Below are 18379 nucleotides of genomic sequence, written 5' to 3' on the forward strand. Positions count from 1 at the left end.
GCTGGATCACACTATTTTAATTCATTAATTCGCTGCGGAATGACGGATGCAGAGGAAGGTGCGCTTCGAGCAAAGACGCGAAAGCTTCGAGGACTTGGTCGCCAACGATATGGCCGTAATTATCGTTGATGCGTTTAAAATGGTCGATATCAATAATAAGCAGGGATAGGGGTTGATGTCGGTAACGGGCTTTGTCGCCAAAGCTCGCAAGGTCGCTGGCAAACTGACGACGATTGTATAGTTGTGTGAGCGGATCGGTCGCGGCTTGGCGCATTAATGCTTGTTCTTCCGCCTTTCGCTGACTGATATCCCACATTACACCGGCGACCACACCTTGAGGCTTATTTTTAGGACCGTTATTGGTGGTGATTTCTACCCACGTATATTCGCCATTGTCGCGTTGAACCTGCAAGTCCATTTTTAGCTCGTTACCAGCGGGAGATAAAAAGTGGCGCACCCGTGAGAAAAACGCTCGACGATACCGAGGATGAATGCGGCGCAGCCAGTGCCGGCTGGTGTAAGTGCGAGAGTCACGAATGCTGCTAATGCTGCTGTCGCCGATGATCTCTGACGAGCACCAGCAGATACCGCGTTGTACATCCACTTGCCAAGTGCTGCAGTGGGTATTGTCTTTAATGATGTCTATTTGGCGTTGTTTAGAAAACAGCTCGTTTTTTAGCACAGTGCTAGCGATCAGGTGTCCCGTCGCGCGCAGCAAGGTCACATCGCTTTCTGACCACTGTTGTTCTCGCTCGCAATCATCAAACCCCAGCGTTCCCCACCATTTATTATCGACAATGATGGGGATGGTTAACATCGATAAAATGCGCTGTTGTGTTAAGTAGCGTTTGAGCCAAGACGAGGGTAACTGATCAGTAATGACCGCTTGGTATTCGCCCCGCTGTCGGCTTTCTATCAGCTCACGGTATTCGGGGTGCGCGAGGCTAGATCTGAAATGATTAAAATGAGGGAGGCGAATTTGCGCGTACTTTTTCTCGTTTGCCCATTCGAAGACATAATCCTGCAAAATATCGGTATCGCTGATCGCCAATACTTGAAACACCCACACACGACTGACTTGCGTCACCGCGCCAATTTCCGCGAGCAAGTGATTAATATTGGCAAGTCTATCATCACCACTGACCAGCATGTCTGCACCGCGTAGCACAGCCGATAGCAGATCGACGTTTAGCTCAGAGAGCTGGTGTCTATCAAGTTCAGGTTGGATCCCGGTTAGGATAGTCATGCCGATAGTCCATTATCTACAAAGTCACCACTGTGTTGAGCGTAGCAGGCGTGTGTATAAATAGTTAACACGGAACGTATTAAGTGTTCAGTGTTGTGGGTCACGTTTGCGTTTAGTCGTGCTCGCCCTGTTAGTAAAAATAGACATAATAATCGCCACAGTGGAATGAACCTTGTGACAGTGTGACTGGCTCACACACCTTGATATGGAAATAAGCATGAGAAAGTCAGTGGTAATAAAACAAACCCTAACCCGTTTATGTGTGAATGATGACTGTTACGCGATGCACAATATTGTTGATGCCAGCGTTGAAGAGCTCACGTGGAAAGATCACCTGCTGAGGATGTTAGGGCTAGGAATACTAAGCGCGAGCTTTTTATTTTTTATGTTGGTCGGTGAGCTGCCTTACGCGGAGTACTTACCTGCCGTGGGCTTTGTTGCAGGTGCGTTGTTAGCTTTGCTGACTAGCGCAAAATACGTGCTACGCATTGAATATAGCCACCAGGATGACACGGGCGTGCAGTGGCTGACCATCGCCAAAAGTGGGAAGAAAACAGATAAATTGCTTTTTGATCAGCACGTCGCGCAATTAAAGCGGTTGTTAGTCTCGTAGCCACGCCGGTGGTGATGTTTATCGAGCGGATACACCAAGGGCCTGCAATTTAACAGGCCCTTTTTACTTGTTGAGCGCGTTATTTATTGATGGCGCGAGGGCGACCGCTTTCATCAATCGCAACATAATTAAAGGTCGCATGGCTCACTTTGCTGCGATCGCCTATCTCATCATGGCTAACGGGCTTAACCCAGACCTCAAGCTCAATAGTGATCGAGGTATTGCCGATACGTTGACACGTCCCATAGCAGCAGACTACATCGCCAACACTGACGGGCGATTTAAACGTAATGTCGTTGACTGACACAGTAACGACACGTCCACCAGAGATCTCTTTGGCGAGGATCGCGCCAGCTAAATCGAGCTGGGACATGATCCAGCCGCCAAAAATATCGCCATTGGCGTTGGTGTCGGCGGGCATGGCTAATGTACGAAGCAGCAGTTGGCCGCGGGGGCAGTTGTTTTTGTTGTCAGGCATGGCTCTCTTCACATCTTATTCAAAAGGGGCTAGCCCCTTTTTTTCAGGATAAGATTAGAATTGTGACCGCTAACACAGCATTTGGGCAAGTTTTTATTGGTCTGAGTTGCTCTCTTTGGGTAGATGGCGGTAGATATACACCCCAGTTGCAATCATAAACAGGAAGGTCAGGATCAAAGTGCCGAAGACCTTAAAGTTCACCCAAGCATCAAGCGGCATGCTGTAAGCGACATAAATATTTACCCCGGCTAAAAGCGAAAAGAACCCGATCCAGGCCCAGTTAATGGTGCGCCACACGCGTTCTGGTAGTGTGATCTCTTTGCTGAGCATATTCTTGATCAGCGGTTTACCCATCGCCTCGGACACCGCCAACCCAATGGCAAACAAGGCATACACGATAGTTACCTTCCACTTGATGAAGTTGTCATCGTGAAAAAATAGCGTCATGCCGCCAAAGATGGCGACCAAAACGGCAGTGGTGATTTGCATCTTTTCCACGCGTTTATACAAGGCCCAAACCAGTACAACTTGCACCAGGGTGGCGATGATCAGTGCCCCTGTTGCTATATAGATATCGTAAAATTTGTATAAGGCAAAAAAGATAATCAGAGGAATAAAATCAATTAGTTGTTTCATAACGCCGCCGCGTGACTAGGTGTATTTAAGCTAAGTATGTACGCAGTGTACCCAAATGCGCAGGGAGGAGAAACGACAAGGCGGTGAGAAGACAGATCACAAGGTAGGCGCCTTGGCAGGGGATGCCAAGGCGCGTTGAGGATTAAATCCAATCCCAGCCGAATACCAGTAGCATCAGTATCGGGCAGATAACGCGAACGTAGCCTGGCCAGATTTTCCAAAACCAGGTTTCGCCAAGCTCAGGGCTACCTTGCACCAGCTCTTTCAAGATTTCGTTGCGGTGCCATAGCCAGCCTGCAACCAGAGCAAACAGCAGGCCAAGGATAGGCTGTGCGTACTCGGTGGTGACGGTAACCACTAAACCAAACAGATCGCCAAAGTTGTAAACAATCACTGCCGAGGCAATGGTGATAAGGCCGCCAATCCACCATACTGCTTTCTCTCGTGATTGACGGAATTCCTCGGTTGCACAAGCCACTGGGACTTCAAGCAATGAGATGGCTGAAGTGAGGGCGGCAATGACCATCAGCAGGAAAAAGGCAAAACCGATAAAGATGCCCGCTGTTCCCATGGTGTCGAACATGGCAGGCAAGACGCTGAACACCAGTGTATCACTGCTGAGGAGCGCGCCTGCCTCGCTGTAAATCGCCACACCATTATGTTGGGCAACAAACATCGCCGGCATGATCAACAGCCCGGCAATAAAGGCGATGCCGGTATCCAGCAATGCGACTTGTGCAGCGGTTTTAGGGATGTTGGCGGTCTTGGACAAATACGAGCCGTACACCATCATCACACACACACCCAGCGAGAGTGAGAAAAACGCTTGCCCCATGGCACTCACGACCAATCCTGGCGAGAGGTGCGACATATCTGGGATCAGGTACATCTTAAGCCCTTCCATCGCGCCGGGCTGGAACAAGATGTAAATCACCATGATCACGAACAGTAAAAAGAGGACGGGCATTAAACGTGAAGACCAACGCTCGATCCCGTTAGCAATACCATTACGGACCACCAGAATCGTTGGCACCATAAAGCACAGCATCAATGCGAGGTTACGGGTTTCGCTAAACGACTCTAACCAGGCGGCTGCATCGGTAAAGCCTGCTAATGCAAGCAAGGGTGAGACCATATAGCCCACCAACCAACCGGCCACGATGGTGTAAAAGCTTAAAATGCCAGTCGCGCCGAGTAAGCCGATTAACCCAAGTAACCGACCAATCCATTTTTGTCCGCCGGATACCGCTGACAGTGAGCGAACGGGGTTGGCATTGCCATAGCGTCCAATAGTGAGTTCTGCTATTAAAAGGGGATACGCGAGGACAAAGACCATCAGCAAATAAATAAACAGAAAAACGGCGCCGCCGTTTGAGGCTGTTTGCGTGGGGAAGCCCCAAATGTTGCCGAGCCCAATGGCTGAGCCGGCAGCCGCCAAAATAAACCCTAATCGGGATGAAAATTGTGCGCGTTGTGTGTTTGCCATACCTACTCGATATTGTATTCGATAATTGATTGATTTTTATGGGCACATACTCAGTTGCGCCCGTCAGATGCTTACTCAGTGTGTAAACTAATGATTACACATTGAAGCAAGTCATTCCCTCTATAAAGACTCGTCAGTAAACCAGTTTATGCGTAAAATTTGAAGATCATGCCGTATGTAATACCACCGTATGGCTGTATTTCCCCACATTCTCTCTCCGCGTGAATACTTCTTGGTCGTTAGTAAGGGCAATCCGCTGCCTTTAGTGAGTATCACAGTGGCTTTCTCTACTGCAATTATTGATTTAACACATTGTTAACATTGCTGCTTTGGGTCACGTTAACATGCATTATCTGATGTATTTAGCATCATGTTGGTGTGTTAGCTGTCACGATTTTTCCGCCGCTTGTCTTTTTCTAAAGACAAATCATGGCTTGCACCGATTGGCAAGCTAGGCAGAATAGAGAAGGCGAGAGAACAGGCTTTCGTCAGTTATTATTAAGGTGTGCAATTAGGCATGGAAAAAGTCTACGAGATCGTGACCTTACTGTTGCTGTTGGTCTACTGGTTAACCATTGCGGGGGTGACAGTCCGCGTGGTATTCAAGCGTCGCGCGCTGGGTGTATCGATCGCTTGGTTAATGATTATTTATATCCTCCCGATCGTGGGGGTGATTGCCTATCTGCTCTTTGGTGAGCTGAACCTCGGTAAAACACGTGCAATGCGCGCGAAAGCGATGTTTGAGCCATATCGTCAATGGCTGCTCAGTTTGCAGGCGTGCCCGGCACATCGTCCTCAGCACATTAGCGAGCAGTCTCACCATGTTAATCGCCTTTGCCACGCTCGAATTGGTGTACCGGAGCTCACCGGCAATCAGCTGGCGTTGCAGACCGAGCCCGCTGATATTCTGAAGTCAATAGCACTTGATATTCGTCAGGCGCAGAAAAGCGTCGATATGGTGTTTTATATCTGGTATCCAGGGGGCCATGCTGACGAGGTCGCGCAGGCGGCGTGTGATGCCGCCAAACGTGGGATCCCCGTGCGTATCATGCTGGACTCTGCCGGGAGCAAGGTTTTTTTCCGTAGTGAATGGCCACATGCGATGCGTGAAGCTGGGGTAGAGCTGATTGAAGCCCTTGCGGTAAATCCGTTTCGGATGTTTTTTCGTCGCCTCGATATTCGCCAACACCGCAAAATAGCAATCATTGATAATCATATTGCGTACACGGGCTCGATGAACATGGTGGATCCGCGCTTTTTCAAACAAGACGCGGGAGTTGGGCAATGGGTGGATGTGATGGTGCGAGTCTCGGGCCCCACGGTGCCCGTTTTAAGTAGTGTGTTTGCATGGGATTGGGAGGTGGAAACTGGGCTACGCGACTTGCCGTCATCGCCAGAGTGTTTGCTGATTGAAGATCACCAACACGCCAATCACGCGGTGCAAGCGATTCCGTCTGGACCTGGCTTGCCAGAAGGGATGATTCAACAAGTGCTGACTCTGGCTATCCATCAAGCAGAGAAGAGCATAGTGATCACCACCCCGTATTTGGTGCCAAGTGAAGGGCTGATGGTGAGCTTACAAACGGCCGCGCAGCGTGGGGTGTCAGTCACTCTGATTATTCCCGAGAAAAATGACTCCTTGATGGTGGAGTGGGCGAGCCGCTCGTTTTTTGAGGATTTAATGTCAGCAGGGATAGAAATCTACCGTTTCGGGGGCGGCTTATTGCATACCAAATCTGTGCTGGTGGATGAGCAGTACTGCCTCGTGGGCACGGTGAACCTCGATATGCGCAGCCTATGGCTGAATTTTGAGCTGACACTGACTGTCGACGATCCCGAGTTTTGTGCGAGCATTCATGCGCTACACCGCCATTATCTGGCGCAATCGACCCGCATTAGTGCTGAAGCCTGGCAACAAAGACCCGTTTATCATAAGCCGATCGAGCAGTTCTTTTACATGTTTAGCCCGCTGTTGTAAGGGGGCTGAGTTGTGGGGCGATACGCGATGACACCGGCGGGCTAACCCATTTACCGTATGCAGTATTATCGAATAAGTATCTGTATTTGCATGGAGTGATGCCACAAGAGTGTAACCATCTATGATCTTACGCAATACGGAGCGGGATAGTCAGTCATCCCTGCTGGTGAAGCACTATAATAGGGAGTGCCCCAAGTCGAGTGAGAGGAGGCTGACATGTCTATCCATTCACGGAGTTACACCTTAAACACCACTCCCGCGCGTCAAGCGCATGTGCGGGTGATCCCCAATGGCAATGTGATGGTTCACATCGCCGACGAGGAAAGCCCCCACCTCGCTGAATTTGATGAAGTGACGTTTCAGCGCAAAGGCAAAATCACCCAGTTGCTGGCTGAGCATATTGAGCCCGGCAAACATGATAATTGGGCGTTACCTTTGAACCATGGCGATGCCAACGAGCTCGCGACATTGATTGACCAAGCGCAAGAAGAGTTTGAGATATTAATGCGCGACCTAAGCTAAAACGTGAGACACTAATGCATGACCCACCAGTACAACGACTGGTGGGTCTTTTTTATTAGGCCTTGGCTAGCCTTGGGCTGTTGCCGTTTTCATTTCGCGGACAAACTGAGTGAGCGCATGGAGCATTGTAGGCACATCATGTTGATGCTGCTCGATGATCTTCACCACCGCCGAGCCAGAGATGGCGCCTGCCGCCCCGGCGCTGATCGCCGCTTTGACTTGCTCAGGGGTTGAGATGCCAAAGCCAAGTAGCGGGCGCGGTGCCTGATGATGATGCAAGGTGCCGAGCAGGTGTTCAACCGGCGCCCCTGCTTTAGCCTCTGCCCCTGTGACCCCGGCGCGCGATACCAGATAGGTATAACCACGACCCAGCTCTGCAACTTGAGCTAAGGTTGCACCGTCTGCGTTAGGCGGGGCAATAAAAATCGGATCAATACCCTGTGCCAAAGCGTGATCACGAAATGGTGCAGATTCAGCAAGTGGCACATCTGCCACCAGTACCGAATCGACGCCGACATCCGCACAGCGAGTATAAAAGGCCTCAATGCCACGGGCGTAGACTAAGTTGGCGTACATCAGCAGCCCAATCGGCACGTGAGGGTGTTTTTCGCGTATCGCTGCCAATATCTCAAAACAGGTATCGGGCGTGGTCCCTGCTTTCCGTGCTCGGATAGTGGCGTCTTGAATCGTGGGGCCGTCGGCCAATGGGTCGGAAAAAGGCATGCCAAGCTCCAGCGCATCGGCGCCGCCTTCAACCAATGCATCGATCACGGCGAGTGATTGCTCTGGGTTTGGATCCCCTAAGGTGACAAAAGGAACAAAGGCGCCTTGCTGTTTAGCATCCAGGTTTGCGAACATCGCTTGATATCGAGTAGATGGTGCCGTCATTACAGCTCTCCTTTGCCTTCTAGAATGTCATATACAGTGAAGATATCTTTATCACCGCGCCCCGATAAATTAACCACCAAAAGCTGCTCTTTTTCAGGATCAGCGGCAATCATTTTTTGTGCCTGAGCAATAGCGTGGGCAGATTCTAACGCGGGAATAATGCCTTCGTTGCGCGCGAGAGATTGAAACGCTTCTAAGGCTTCATCGTCGGTGACCGCCGGATATTCGCCACGACCAGTGGCGTTAAGGTGCGCATGCTGTGGCCCCACAGACGGGAAGTCTAACCCCGCAGACACTGAATACGACTCTTCCACTTGACCATATTCATCTTGCATCAATGGCGATTTCATCCCGAAGAAAATACCGGGCTTGCCGTGCTTTAAGGGCGCGCCGTGTTGATCGGTATCGAGCCCTTTACCCGCCGGTTCCACACCAATTAAACGCACGTCTTTGTCATCGATAAAGTCAGCAAACATACCAATGGCGTTAGAGCCGCCACCCACACAAGCGATTACCGCATCCGGCAAGCGGCCTTCTACCTGCTGAATTTGCGCACGGGTTTCCTCACCAATAATGCGTTGAAACTCGCGCACAATGGTCGGGAAGGGGTGCGGGCCCGCCGCAGTGCCGAGCAAATAGTGGGCGGTATCATAGTTGGCTGACCAGTCGCGCATCGCTTCGTTACATGCATCTTTTAACGTCGCGGAGCCCGCATGGACGGGGATCACGGTCGCGCCCATCAGCTTCATCCGAAACACATTAGGACTTTGGCGTTCTACGTCTTTGGCCCCCATGTAGATGCGGCATTTCAATCCCAGTAGCGCACACGCCAGCGCGGTTGCCACACCGTGTTGACCGGCTCCGGTTTCAGCAATGATTTCTGATTTGCCCATACGCTGGGCAAGCATGGCTTGGCCCAGTACTTGGTTGGTTTTGTGCGCCCCACCGTGCAGCAAGTCTTCCCGCTTAAGATACAGCTTGGTGTTCGTCCCCTTGGTGAGGTTACGGCAAAGCGTCAACGCGGTGGGTCGCCCGGCATATTCTTGCAGCAGGCGAATAAAATCGTCTTTAAAAGTGGGATCCTCTTGGGCATCAATAAACGCCTGTTCGAGCTGATCGAGCGCAGGCACCAGAATTTGGGGCACGTACTGACCACCAAATTCGCCAAAATACGGGTTAAGCTTGCTCATAATTATCCTTTTACGTCTTTAACTGGGGGCCGAGATACGTTGCCTGTCTTAGCGACATCTATCCTCTCAGCCAAATCGACCATCTCTTGGTAAATCAATAGCGGCGAAGGGCGCGGAACGCCGCGTTTAACTTGTTGGCATCTTTCACGCCGGGCGCATGCTCAACGCCGGAGTTAAAATCCAGCCCGAGGCAGCCTTGTTCAGCCGCTTTGGCCGCATTCTCGGGGGTGAGCCCGCCGGCAATCATGACTTTGTCTTTGGCGGTTTTAGGGATCAGGTGCCAATCAAAGGTTTTGCCCGTGCCGCCAGATTGCTGGCCGACTCGGCTGTCGATGAGGTGGCGGTCAGCATTCACGCCGTCTAAAGCCGGTGCGACATCAGAGACACCGTGTGCTTTCCAAATTTCACAGTGCTCAGGGAGCTTCTCACGCAATGCTTGTAGATATGTTGCGTCTTCATCACCATGCAGTTGCACCGCGTGAAGGTTGAGCTGTTGTGCGTACTCAGCCACGGTGTCTAGCGCATGATTTTGGAACACGCCCACATAGCAAAGCGGTGCGCCTTGTTGTACGCGCTCGGCCACGGCGGGTGTGACAGCACGCGGCGAGTGCTCAACAAAAATGAGTCCGCCGTAGACTGCGCCTGCATGATAGGCGGCGAGGGCATCGTCGGCGGTGGTGAGCCCACAGACTTTATTCTCTCCCAAGATCACTTTACGTAGCGCGAGGGTGAGATCGGGCTCTGCCATTAATGCACTGCCAATCAAAAAGCCATCCGCGTGGTGGGCAAGATCGCGTACATGACGATGACTATGAATGCCACTTTCTGAAATCACGAGCGCTTTTTCGCCCACTTGTGGTGCTAAACGTTTGGTGCGATCGCGATCGATGCTTAAATCGCGCAAATTCCGGTTGTTAATCCCAATCACCACCGCCCCTAAGGCATTGGCACGCGCCAGCTCGTCCTCGGTGCTCACTTCGGTAAGCACGCCCAGCTTTAGCGACTCGGCTAAATCGGCCAGTTCGCGGTATTCGGCATCGTCGAGCACTGACAGCATCAATAAGATCGCGTCGGCTTGATAATGACGCGCGAGGTAAACCTGATAAGGGTCGATAATAAAATCTTTGCAAAGCAAAGGTGCATCGACTTGTGCGCGCACGATAGGCAAGAAGTCAAAACTGCCCTGAAAGTGGTCTTCGTCCGTCAGCACCGAAACGGCAGCGGCAAAGGGTTGATAGGCGCGGGCAATACTCGCCGGATCGAAGTCTTCTCGGATCAGGCCTTTCGAGGGCGAGGCTTTTTTGCACTCCAAGATAAACTGTGAGCCCGGTGCAGACAGCGCAGCACGAAAATCGCGATCACTGAGCGTCAGCTGGTCGATAAAGCTATCCAGAGGCTGAGAGCGCTTGCGCGCAGCCACCCAGCGTTTTTTGTCATCAACAATGCGGCCTAAAATAGTGTCGTTGAGGGCTGACGTGGTCATACTGCGCTCCTTTGTGCTAACGCTTGCATGATGGTGTAAGGCTTGCCCGACGCCATCACGTCCAAGGCCTGTTGTGTGTTTGCTTTCAAGTCTTCTTGTCCGAATAAGCGTAGCAATAGTGCCACATTGACGGCCACCGCGGCTTGCTGGGCGTCTGTGCCTTTACCTTGCAAAATCGCGCTGATCATTGCGCGGTTTTGCTCCGGCGTGCCCCCGGCAATGCTGTCCAGCGGGTATTGGGATACACCAAAGTCGCTGGGAGTTAAGGTGTAATGCTCAATTTGGGTCGGGGTGATTTCTGCCACCGTCGTGGGGCCGTGGATAGCCACTTCATCCAGACCGTCACCATGAACCACGGCCGCGCGCGTCATATTGAGGTTTTGCATGGTTTGTGCAATCGGCGCAACTAGGGCTTGGTCGTACACGCCCATCAGCTCAATGCTAGGTTTTGCTGGGTTAATTAACGGCCCAAGCAGATTAAAGATGGTGCGGGTTTTCATCGCTTGGCGCACGGGCATCGCATGTCGTACGCCGGTGTGGTATTGCGGTGCGAACAAAAAGCAAACGCCCAGATTATCCAAGGCCTCGCGGGCGTAGTCGGCAGGCATCGCCAAATCAATGCCAAAGGCGGCGAGTAAATCCGACGAGCCCGATTTGCTCGACACCCCGCGGTTGCCGTGTTTGGCCACTTTCACGCCACAGGCGGCGGCGACAAAGGCGGCCGTGGTGGAAATATTAATGGTGTTCGCGCCATCGCCTCCCGTGCCAACGATATCGGCAAACGGATAACTGGGTCGGGGGAAAGGTTCGGCGTTGTCAGTGAGTGCTTTTGCCGCGCCCGCGATTTCTTCAGGCGTTTCCCCTTTAATCTTCAATGCGGTTAATGCGGCCGCTAATCGCGCTGGCTCGAGCTCACCCTGAATGATCGCACTAAACAGCTGCTCGCTTTGCGCTTGGCTGAGTGACTGTTGTTGGTAGAGCGTTTCTAGTCGTTGATCCATCACTGTACTTAACCTCGGTATTTGTCTGTTCGAGCCCCGTGCTTATCTGGCACGTGTTGTTGTTAGCGCTGATATTGTTGTTAGCGCTGATGTTCTTGTTAGCGCTAATAGTAGCCACTGGCCCAATCGATGGTGTGGGTGAGCAGGGCGGCGCCTTGTGCGGTCAAAATGGACTCTGGATGAAATTGATAACCGACCACGTAGTCGGTATTGCTCACCACCGCCATCACTTTTTGATCGTCGCCATCCAAGGTCGTGGCGATCACATCCAAGCTGGCAGGCACATTAGTCGCCACCAGCGAGTGGTAACGGGCCACGGTGAGCGGGGATGCCAATGGGCCAAATACCGCATGCTGTTGGTGATGCATGGCCGAGGCCTTGCCGTGCATGATGGTGCCAGCACCGGCGACTGTGCCGCCGTAGGCTTCGACGATCGCTTGCTGACCCAGGCAAATCCCCAGCATCGGCACCTGGCCGCGCAGCCTTTCAATCAACGCGGGCATACAGCCGGCATCGGAAGGCGCACCTGGGCCGGGCGAGAGCACCAGTAGCGGCTGAGACAGGGTACGAATATGACGAACAATCGCCTCGGCCTCTAAATGATTGCGGAACACCGTGACCGGGTAACCGAGTGCGCGAAATTGATCCACCAAGTTGTAGGTAAAGGAGTCCATGTTATCGAGTAGCACGATGTCCATTGGCGGGGTACTCATGATTGGCCTCCTCGGTGGGCGGTTTGAATCGCATGGATCACTGCTTGTGCTTTGCCGCGGGTTTCGTCCGCTTCGGCTTGTGGATCAGAATCAAACACCACGCCCGCACCGGCTTGTACGGTGGCAAGGCCGTTTTCAACGTAGGCAGAGCGGATCACAATGCAGGTATCCATCTCGCCTGATCCGGTAAAGTAGCCCACGGCGCCGCCATAACTGCCACGACGGCACTGTTCGGTGTCACGGATGAGCTGCATCGCGCGAAGCTTAGGCGCACCGGTAAGCGTGCCCATATTCATACAGGCTTGGTACGCATGTAGCGCGTCTAGATCAGGTTTCAGCTGACCCACCACCCGAGATACTAAATGCATCACATGGCTGTAGCGGTCGACTTTGAGCAAGTCGGCGACATGACGGCTGCCGGGCGTGCTAATTCGCGCCACATCGTTGCGGGCCAAATCGACCAGCATCATGTGCTCGGCGTTTTCTTTTTCATCATTGCGCAGCTCAAGCTCAATGCGGCTATCCAAGTCGTGATCAATGTCGCCTTGGGCGGTCTTCCCGCGTCGGCGTGTCCCCGCAATGGGATAAATCTCAACCTGATTGGTTGCTTGAGTATATTTAAGGGCGCTTTCTGGCGATGCGCCAAACAAGCTAAATTGGCTATCGCGCAGATAAAACATATACGGGCTAGGGTTGCCACGCTTCAGCGCTCGATAAGCATTGAGAGACGAGGGACACGCGAGGGTAAAGCGGCGCGATGGCACCACTTGAAACACATCACCGGCAATCACGTGCTTTTTCAACGCGTCGACTTGCTGACAAAAGTCTGAATCAGAAACGGAAACCGCGACGCTGTGATCGGTGACAACGGGCGCTTCTGGAAGCGGCGCAGGCGATAAGCAGGCTTCTTTGATGCGTTGCAAACGACGCGATAAATCCACATAGTGGGCGCGGGCGTTATCACCCCCAAATAAGGTGCCTTGTAAGCGCGCTTGGCGATGCTGGTGGTCAATCACCAGCAAGCTCTCTGCAACATAAAAAAGGTAGTCGGGGCAGTGCTCGGTGCCCTCCACCGCTGGCAGAATTTCAGTGCTGGCCACCAAATCATAGGCAAAAAGGCCGCCGATAAAGAGGGCATCGTCAGGCTGGTTATCCAACGCGATACTTTGTTTGATAACACGCAAGGCATCAAACACCGACGCTTGGCGCAGACGGGCGTCTTCATCCAATAGCGCGCCATTGTCGTTGGGATGGCGGAACGTCAACGTTAGGGCGGGGAAGTCGCCATCGTTGGCCTGCGCTACCTCACAGGCGAGGGCTTTTAGCGCTGTGCTCTGGGCGATGCTCTCCAGCAAATGACTGCCATTATGGGTGAGCGCTTGTAAGGTCACGCGCTGCCCGCGGCATTCAATGCGCACCGCGGCATCGATCAGCATTAGGCTTTTAAGGTTGCGTTTGGAGTCAATCTCTGCCGACTCCAATAGCATGCTATGAGGCTTATCTTGGCACACGGCGGCATACAACTCGGTCGGGTCGGCGACATAAGGCACCGAGAGTTGGAGCGTATCAAGCTCGCCATGTTGAGGATCATGAGTGTTCACAGCTTTCTCCCTGCCGCTTGCACAAAGGGGGTAAGTTCTTGCATTAGCTGCGCGAACATATCGCCGGTTAGGGCTTGGTGACCGTCTGACAGTGCTTCGCTTGGGTTTAAGTGGCTCTCCACAATGATGCCATCCGCGCCCACGGCCGCTGCGGCGCGTGATAGTGGCGTCACCAGCTCTCGCACGCCCGTTCCGTGGCTTGGGTCGACCAACACTGGCAAATGGCTGCGCTGCTTCATCAAGGCCACGGCATTCAAATCCAAGGTGTTACGTGTGGCGGTTTCGTAAGTGCGAATGCCGCGTTCACATAGGATCACATTGGGGTTACCCGCATCGACAATATATTCCGCTGCCAGCAAACACTCTTCGATAGTGGCGGAAAGCCCCCGTTTTAACAAGACAGGTTTGCCCGTTTCGCCTACCGCTTTGAGCAAGCCATAGTTTTGCATGTTACGTGCGCCAATCTGCAAGCAATCAATGTACTCGCACACCGCGTCGACTTGGCTAATTTCCATCACCTCAGACACGGTTGGCATGCCAGTCAGGTCACTGGCTTGTTTGAGTAGCTTTAGTCCCTCAACCCCCATGCCTTGGAAATCATAAGGGCTGGTGCGTGGTTTAAAGGCGCCGCCCCGTAATACACGTGCACCATGGGTTTTAACGCGCTCCGCCACGGATAGCAATTGAGACTCCGACTCCACCGAGCAGGGGCCTGCCATGACCACGAAGTGTTGACCGCCTACAGGTACATTGCCGATATGCACCACGCTGTCGTGCGGCTGCACATCACGGCTCACGCGTTTGTACTTGGTTAAAATCGGTTTGACTTCCTCAACCAGCGGGTTGGCCTCAAAGTGGCATTGTTGCAACACACGCTCATCACCCAGTGCGCCCAGTACAATGCGTTCCACACCCGGCATATAAAGCGGCTTTAACCCGCATTGCTCGATTTGGTTGAGGAGGACGTTGGCATCCTGCTCGGTGGCTTGGGGCTTAAGTACAATAATCATCAAATATCCTTTTAAACTATGGTTGCGGGTTACCGTGGCTGAATGCGTAGTGGCACGATAACGCGTGATGCAAAATTGAGAGACAAAAACGCCCGCATCAGTGGCGGGCGTTGTGAATAAGGTAGCTGGTTATACAGCGCGTCACACCGCCCGTGAGGAGCCGTGCCACCAAATAAGCGCAACAGAGGTCATGGATGTCGCCAACACACTCACGGCCTGTGCGGCAGTGGGTGCAGTGTGAATCGAATGTGATCTAAACGCGGCGTTGAAATACATGCTGCGAGACTCCGTCGTGACTGTTACCCTTAGCGCCATATTGCTCCCCGAGACTGAGAAGTGGTGCGCGTTAACTTGTGTACTAGTAAACTGATATTTTGCTTCTGTGTCAACGGGGAAATCGAAAAGAATGCAGAAAAAGTGCGGAATAAGCACACGATAATAAAGAACAAAGATATTCACCGTGCTCGCTAAGCGCTGATTAACTTGGCGCATTCGCATCGACAGAGCCCGCATGGCGCGTACTCAGGCTCAGGCTGATAAGACACAAACCGACAGTGCCAAGGCGCGAGCGCATTAAGGAAACCCGATACACCATGATCATTGATTTACATAGCCATACCACTGCCTCCGACGGCCGCCTATCACCAAAAGATTTGGTGCAGCGCGCCGTCGAGCGTCGCGTGGGCGTGTTGGCGATTACCGACCATGACACCACCGCTGGGCTGGTGGAGGCACAAGCAGAAATCGACCATCAACGCTTGCCTCTTACACTGGTCAATGGCATTGAAATTTCGACCTTGTGGCAGAACTTTGATATCCACATTGTAGGGTTGAATGTCGACCCCCAGCATCCGGCATTAACCGCATTGATTGCCGAGCAAGCTGAGCGACGCCAACAACGCGCTGAGCTGATTGCTGAGCGGTTAGAGCGCTCGCATTACACAGGGGCGCTTGCGGGGGCGCGTGAACTGGCTGGCGATGCGCCGCTCACCCGTGCCCATTTTGCGCGCTGGTTGGTCGAGCAAGGTCACGCGAAAACCATGCAAGCCTGTTTTAAGCGCTTTTTAACCCGAGGGAACACCGGCTATGCACCGCCTAATTGGTGTTCGATTGCAGATGCGGTTGCGGCGATCCATGAGGCCGGCGGGCAGGCGGTGCTTGCTCATCCGGGCCGATACAAGCTCAAAGCCAAGTGGTTGAAACGATTACTGACTGCGTTTTCTGACGCCAATGGCGATGCTATCGAAGTCGCTCTTCCTCAGCAGTCGCAACAAGAGCGTCGCTTGCTGGCCGATTACGCGCGAGATTATGGTTTGTTGGCCTCGCTGGGATCGGATTTTCATTATCCCTCTCCGTGGACAGAGTTGGGCCGCAATTTATGGCTACCCAAAGACAGTCAGCCGGTTTGGCATGACTGGACATGGTTAGACGCAGCGGAACAAAAATGGCAATCAGCAAATCAACTAGATAGCGACAAGCCAGACGCGTTACAATAACGAAATACGTTATATTGATAGCGATAAGGATTATCCGGCGCGCAGATCATTCACGCTGGATTTGCGGTGCGCATCCCGATGGGGGCAAGCTACAGCAGGAGGAACCATGAGTCAGTTTTTTTACGTCCACCCAGAGAACCCGCAAGCGCGGCTGATCAAACAAGCGGTGGAAATTGTCCGAAACGGTGGGGTGATCATTTATCCCACCGATTCGGGCTATGCGCTTGGCTGTCAGCTTGAGAACAAACAAGCGTTAGAGCGTATTTGCCGTATTCGCGATCTCGATAAAGATCATAACTTTACCTTGTTATGTCGCGATCTATCTGAGTTATCACTGTATGCACGGGTCGATAACGTTGCATTTCGCTTGATCCGCAACAATACACCTGGCGCGTATACGTTTATTTTCAAAGCGACCAAAGAAGTGCCAAAACGGTTGATGAATCCAAAACGGAAAACCATTGGCATTCGTGTTCCTGATAACCAAATCGCCCTGGATTTGCTCGAGGCGCTGGGTGAGCCGCTAATGTCGACCTCACTGATTCTGCCCGGTAATGATTTCACCGAATCCGATCCTGAAGCGATTCGCGATCAGTTAGAGCACAGTGTGGATTTGATTATGCACGGTGGTGTATTAGGTGAGCACCCCACCACAGTGGTCGATTTTAGCGAAGGCTTGCCTGAAATTCGCCGTCATGGCAGTGGTGATCCCGCCCCGTTTGATTAATGTCAGATGACAGGTGAACCAACGCGTCGTGTCGCGCGTAATTATCCTCGCAATGTTCTTGTTCTGATGTTGCGTCAACCTGTGGTTGACCTACCATTCCCGCCCAGCCATCTTGCAGGGCGTTTTTTTGTCCAGGTTTTTGCTATTGACTCAGCCACAACAGTTGATATGCCGTGAAAGCGTGAAACTGTTTCTCTATCTCTACGCTTATTGGTATCATGCACGGCTGGCTAACTTATTATCGTTAGCTCTTATGCCAACCGAGACAGTGATGACGCCTGTGAAGGCGACAGTAAGGTAAGAAAACATGAGCGAAAAATTACAGAAGGTGCTAGCGCGTGCTGGCGTAGGTTCACGCCGCGAGATGGAAGGCTACATCCAAGCCGATCGGGTGAGTGTTAATGGTGCTGTTGCCAAACTGGGTGACCGCCTTGATGATCCCAGTGCGTTGGTACGTGTTGATGGTCACGCGGTGCAGCTTAATGCGCCTTCTGAGTCTGTGTGTCGCGTTCTTGCATACAACAAGCCAGAGGGTGAGTTGTGTACGCGAAGCGACCCAGAGGGGCGTCGTACCGTATTTGATCGCTTACCTAAATTGAAAGATGCGCGTTGGGTTGCGGTTGGCCGTTTGGATGCTAACACCTCAGGCTTAATGCTGTTCACGACCGACGGTGAATTAGCGAATCGCTTGATGCACCCAAGCCGCCAAGTGCAACGTGAGTACATGGTGCGTGTGTTTGGTGACGTGAACGAAGATATGGTGAAAAACCTGGTTCACGGCGTAGAACTAGATGATGGCGTGGCACGCTTTGAAGACGTCGTTTATGCGGGCGGCGAGGGCATGAATCACACCTTTTATGTGGTGATCACTGAAGGACGCAATCGTGAAGTGCGTCGTTTGTGGGAAACCCAAGGTGTGACGGTAAGCCGTTTGAAGCGCGTGCGTTACGGCGATATCTATCTTGAAAAAGACTTACCGCGTGGCGGTTGGCGTGAGATGGACCTTAAAGAGGTCAACTATCTGCGCGAAATGGTAGAGATGAAGCCAGAGTCGCAGACGGTGATCACGCCAGAAGATCAAAAGCGTAAAAAATCGCGCCAGAAAATTCGCCGTGCGGTACGTCGCTACGAGGAGCGTATCGACAGCAATGATAAGCCGAAGAAAACACGCCAGGCTCGTCGAGGTAATGGACCCGCAGCAGGGCCGAAAGGCGGAAGCCCGAAAAAGGGTAATCAGCGCTCGGGCGCGCCGCGTGGTAAAGGCAAACCAAGAACGCGTAAGTAAGTCTGCGTGATTTTCGCTAAAGCCCG

The 18379-nt window shown here is 52.5% G+C and carries 17 protein-coding genes and 1 other annotated feature; of the genes, 6 read left to right on the forward strand and 11 right to left on the reverse strand.

Annotated elements, in window-relative coordinates; translation table 11 throughout:
* Positions 1–16: 16 nt before the first annotated feature.
* Positions 17–1246, reverse strand: a complete 1230-nt coding sequence (locus tag C7A19_RS07685) for a diguanylate cyclase (protein ID WP_116644626.1) — start codon at positions 1244–1246, stop codon at positions 17–19.
* Between the two features lie 217 nt (positions 1247–1463).
* Between C7A19_RS07685 and C7A19_RS07690 the strand changes: the two genes are divergently transcribed.
* Positions 1464–1859, forward strand: a complete 396-nt coding sequence (locus C7A19_RS07690; protein ID WP_077485727.1) for a DUF6232 family protein — start codon at positions 1464–1466, stop codon at positions 1857–1859.
* Between the two features lie 79 nt (positions 1860–1938).
* Here the strand turns inward: C7A19_RS07690 and yciA are convergent, their stop codons facing one another.
* From yciA to C7A19_RS07705, 3 genes are all read right to left on the reverse strand, one after another.
* Positions 1939–2337: an acyl-CoA thioester hydrolase YciA gene (gene yciA / locus C7A19_RS07695; RefSeq protein ID WP_069362621.1), complete on the reverse strand. Its 399-nt coding sequence runs from the start codon at positions 2335–2337 to the stop codon at positions 1939–1941.
* Between the two features lie 93 nt (positions 2338–2430).
* Positions 2431–2973, reverse strand: a complete 543-nt coding sequence (locus C7A19_RS07700) for a septation protein A (RefSeq protein WP_077673983.1) — start codon at positions 2971–2973, stop codon at positions 2431–2433.
* A gap of 142 nt (positions 2974–3115) precedes the next feature.
* A complete protein-coding gene (locus tag C7A19_RS07705; RefSeq protein WP_116644627.1) occupies positions 3116–4459 on the reverse strand; it encodes a sodium-dependent transporter in 1344 nt (447 codons plus the stop codon).
* Positions 4460–4976: 517 nt separating this feature from the next.
* On the opposite strand from C7A19_RS07705, the gene cls reads away from it, so the two are divergent.
* Positions 4977–6437 (forward strand): cardiolipin synthase, encoded by a 1461-nt coding sequence (cls, locus tag C7A19_RS07710; protein ID WP_077659489.1) that lies wholly within the window; start codon positions 4977–4979, stop codon positions 6435–6437.
* 216 nt (positions 6438–6653) lie between these two features.
* Positions 6654–6959 carry a hypothetical protein gene (locus C7A19_RS07715; RefSeq protein WP_069362617.1) on the forward strand — a complete coding sequence of 102 codons (306 nt, stop codon included), beginning with the start codon at positions 6654–6656 and terminating at the stop codon, positions 6957–6959.
* Positions 6960–7025: 66 nt separating this feature from the next.
* Here C7A19_RS07715 and trpA read toward each other — a convergent pair whose 3' ends face one another.
* From trpA to aroF, 7 genes are all read right to left on the reverse strand, one after another.
* The gene (gene trpA / locus C7A19_RS07720; RefSeq protein ID WP_116644628.1) at positions 7026–7847 is read right to left on the reverse strand and encodes a tryptophan synthase subunit alpha; all 822 of its coding nucleotides are present in this window, start codon (positions 7845–7847) and stop codon (positions 7026–7028) included.
* Complete coding sequence (trpB, locus tag C7A19_RS07725) at positions 7847–9037, reverse strand: tryptophan synthase subunit beta (RefSeq protein ID WP_116644629.1); 1191 nt, start codon at positions 9035–9037, stop codon at positions 7847–7849. Before trpB ends, trpA begins: the two co-directional genes overlap by 1 nt.
* Positions 9038–9131: 94 nt before the next feature.
* Positions 9132–10520 carry a bifunctional indole-3-glycerol-phosphate synthase TrpC/phosphoribosylanthranilate isomerase TrpF gene (gene trpCF / locus C7A19_RS07730; RefSeq protein ID WP_116644630.1) on the reverse strand — a complete coding sequence of 463 codons (1389 nt, stop codon included), beginning with the start codon at positions 10518–10520 and terminating at the stop codon, positions 9132–9134.
* On the reverse strand, positions 10517–11521 hold the full coding sequence (gene trpD, locus C7A19_RS07735) for an anthranilate phosphoribosyltransferase (RefSeq protein ID WP_116644631.1): 1005 nt from the start codon (positions 11519–11521) through the stop codon (positions 10517–10519). Before trpD ends, trpCF begins: the two co-directional genes overlap by 4 nt.
* A 104-nt stretch (positions 11522–11625) precedes the next feature.
* Entirely contained in the window at positions 11626–12234 is a 609-nt protein-coding gene (locus C7A19_RS07740; RefSeq protein WP_116644632.1) for an aminodeoxychorismate/anthranilate synthase component II, read from the reverse strand.
* Positions 12231–13835: an anthranilate synthase component 1 gene (locus C7A19_RS07745; protein WP_116644633.1), complete on the reverse strand. Its 1605-nt coding sequence runs from the start codon at positions 13833–13835 to the stop codon at positions 12231–12233. Before C7A19_RS07745 ends, C7A19_RS07740 begins: the two co-directional genes overlap by 4 nt.
* Complete coding sequence (gene aroF, locus C7A19_RS07750) at positions 13832–14845, reverse strand: 3-deoxy-7-phosphoheptulonate synthase (RefSeq protein ID WP_077458909.1); 1014 nt, start codon at positions 14843–14845, stop codon at positions 13832–13834. The genes C7A19_RS07745 and aroF overlap by 4 nt, the downstream gene beginning before the upstream one ends.
* Before the next feature lie 82 nt (positions 14846–14927).
* Positions 14928–15022: a sequence feature (Trp leader region), on the reverse strand.
* 416 nt (positions 15023–15438) lie between these two features.
* Here aroF and C7A19_RS07755 point away from each other — a divergent pair.
* The 3 genes from C7A19_RS07755 to rluB all read left to right on the forward strand — a co-directional run bounded on the left by C7A19_RS07755 (position 15439) and on the right by rluB (position 18353).
* Entirely contained in the window at positions 15439–16341 is a 903-nt protein-coding gene (locus C7A19_RS07755) for a PHP domain-containing protein (protein ID WP_116644634.1), read from the forward strand.
* A gap of 106 nt (positions 16342–16447) precedes the next feature.
* The gene (locus C7A19_RS07760) at positions 16448–17068 is read left to right on the forward strand and encodes an L-threonylcarbamoyladenylate synthase (protein WP_069362606.1); all 621 of its coding nucleotides are present in this window, start codon (positions 16448–16450) and stop codon (positions 17066–17068) included.
* A 307-nt stretch (positions 17069–17375) separates the two neighbouring features.
* The gene (gene rluB, locus C7A19_RS07765) at positions 17376–18353 is read left to right on the forward strand and encodes a 23S rRNA pseudouridine(2605) synthase RluB (protein WP_116644635.1); all 978 of its coding nucleotides are present in this window, start codon (positions 17376–17378) and stop codon (positions 18351–18353) included.
* Positions 18354–18379: the final 26 nt, after the last annotated feature.

It is taken from the genome of Salinivibrio sp. HTSP (assembly GCF_003390965.1).
GTDB lineage: Bacteria > Pseudomonadota > Gammaproteobacteria > Enterobacterales > Vibrionaceae > Salinivibrio > Salinivibrio kushneri.

Bases quoted from the DNA above. Each gene is read 5' to 3' on its own strand.
- C7A19_RS07685 (WP_116644626.1), bottom strand. From the start codon at position 1,246: ATGACTATCCTAACCGGGATCCAACCTGAACTTGATAGACACCAGCTC.
- C7A19_RS07690 (WP_077485727.1), top strand. From the start codon at position 1,464: ATGAGAAAGTCAGTGGTAATAAAACAAACCCTAACCCGTTTATGTGTG.
- yciA (WP_069362621.1), bottom strand. From the start codon at position 2,337: ATGCCTGACAACAAAAACAACTGCCCCCGCGGCCAACTGCTGCTTCGT.
- C7A19_RS07700 (WP_077673983.1), bottom strand. From the start codon at position 2,973: ATGAAACAACTAATTGATTTTATTCCTCTGATTATCTTTTTTGCCTTA.
- C7A19_RS07705 (WP_116644627.1), bottom strand. From the start codon at position 4,459: ATGGCAAACACACAACGCGCACAATTTTCATCCCGATTAGGGTTTATT.
- cls (WP_077659489.1), top strand. From the start codon at position 4,977: ATGGAAAAAGTCTACGAGATCGTGACCTTACTGTTGCTGTTGGTCTAC.
- C7A19_RS07715 (WP_069362617.1), top strand. From the start codon at position 6,654: ATGTCTATCCATTCACGGAGTTACACCTTAAACACCACTCCCGCGCGT.
- trpA (WP_116644628.1), bottom strand. From the start codon at position 7,847: ATGACGGCACCATCTACTCGATATCAAGCGATGTTCGCAAACCTGGAT.
- trpB (WP_116644629.1), bottom strand. From the start codon at position 9,037: ATGAGCAAGCTTAACCCGTATTTTGGCGAATTTGGTGGTCAGTACGTG.
- trpCF (WP_116644630.1), bottom strand. From the start codon at position 10,520: ATGACCACGTCAGCCCTCAACGACACTATTTTAGGCCGCATTGTTGAT.
- trpD (WP_116644631.1), bottom strand. From the start codon at position 11,521: ATGGATCAACGACTAGAAACGCTCTACCAACAACAGTCACTCAGCCAA.
- C7A19_RS07740 (WP_116644632.1), bottom strand. From the start codon at position 12,234: ATGAGTACCCCGCCAATGGACATCGTGCTACTCGATAACATGGACTCC.
- aroF (WP_077458909.1), bottom strand. From the start codon at position 14,845: ATGATTATTGTACTTAAGCCCCAAGCCACCGAGCAGGATGCCAACGTC.
- C7A19_RS07755 (WP_116644634.1), top strand. From the start codon at position 15,439: ATGATCATTGATTTACATAGCCATACCACTGCCTCCGACGGCCGCCTA.
- C7A19_RS07760 (WP_069362606.1), top strand. From the start codon at position 16,448: ATGAGTCAGTTTTTTTACGTCCACCCAGAGAACCCGCAAGCGCGGCTG.
- rluB (WP_116644635.1), top strand. From the start codon at position 17,376: ATGAGCGAAAAATTACAGAAGGTGCTAGCGCGTGCTGGCGTAGGTTCA.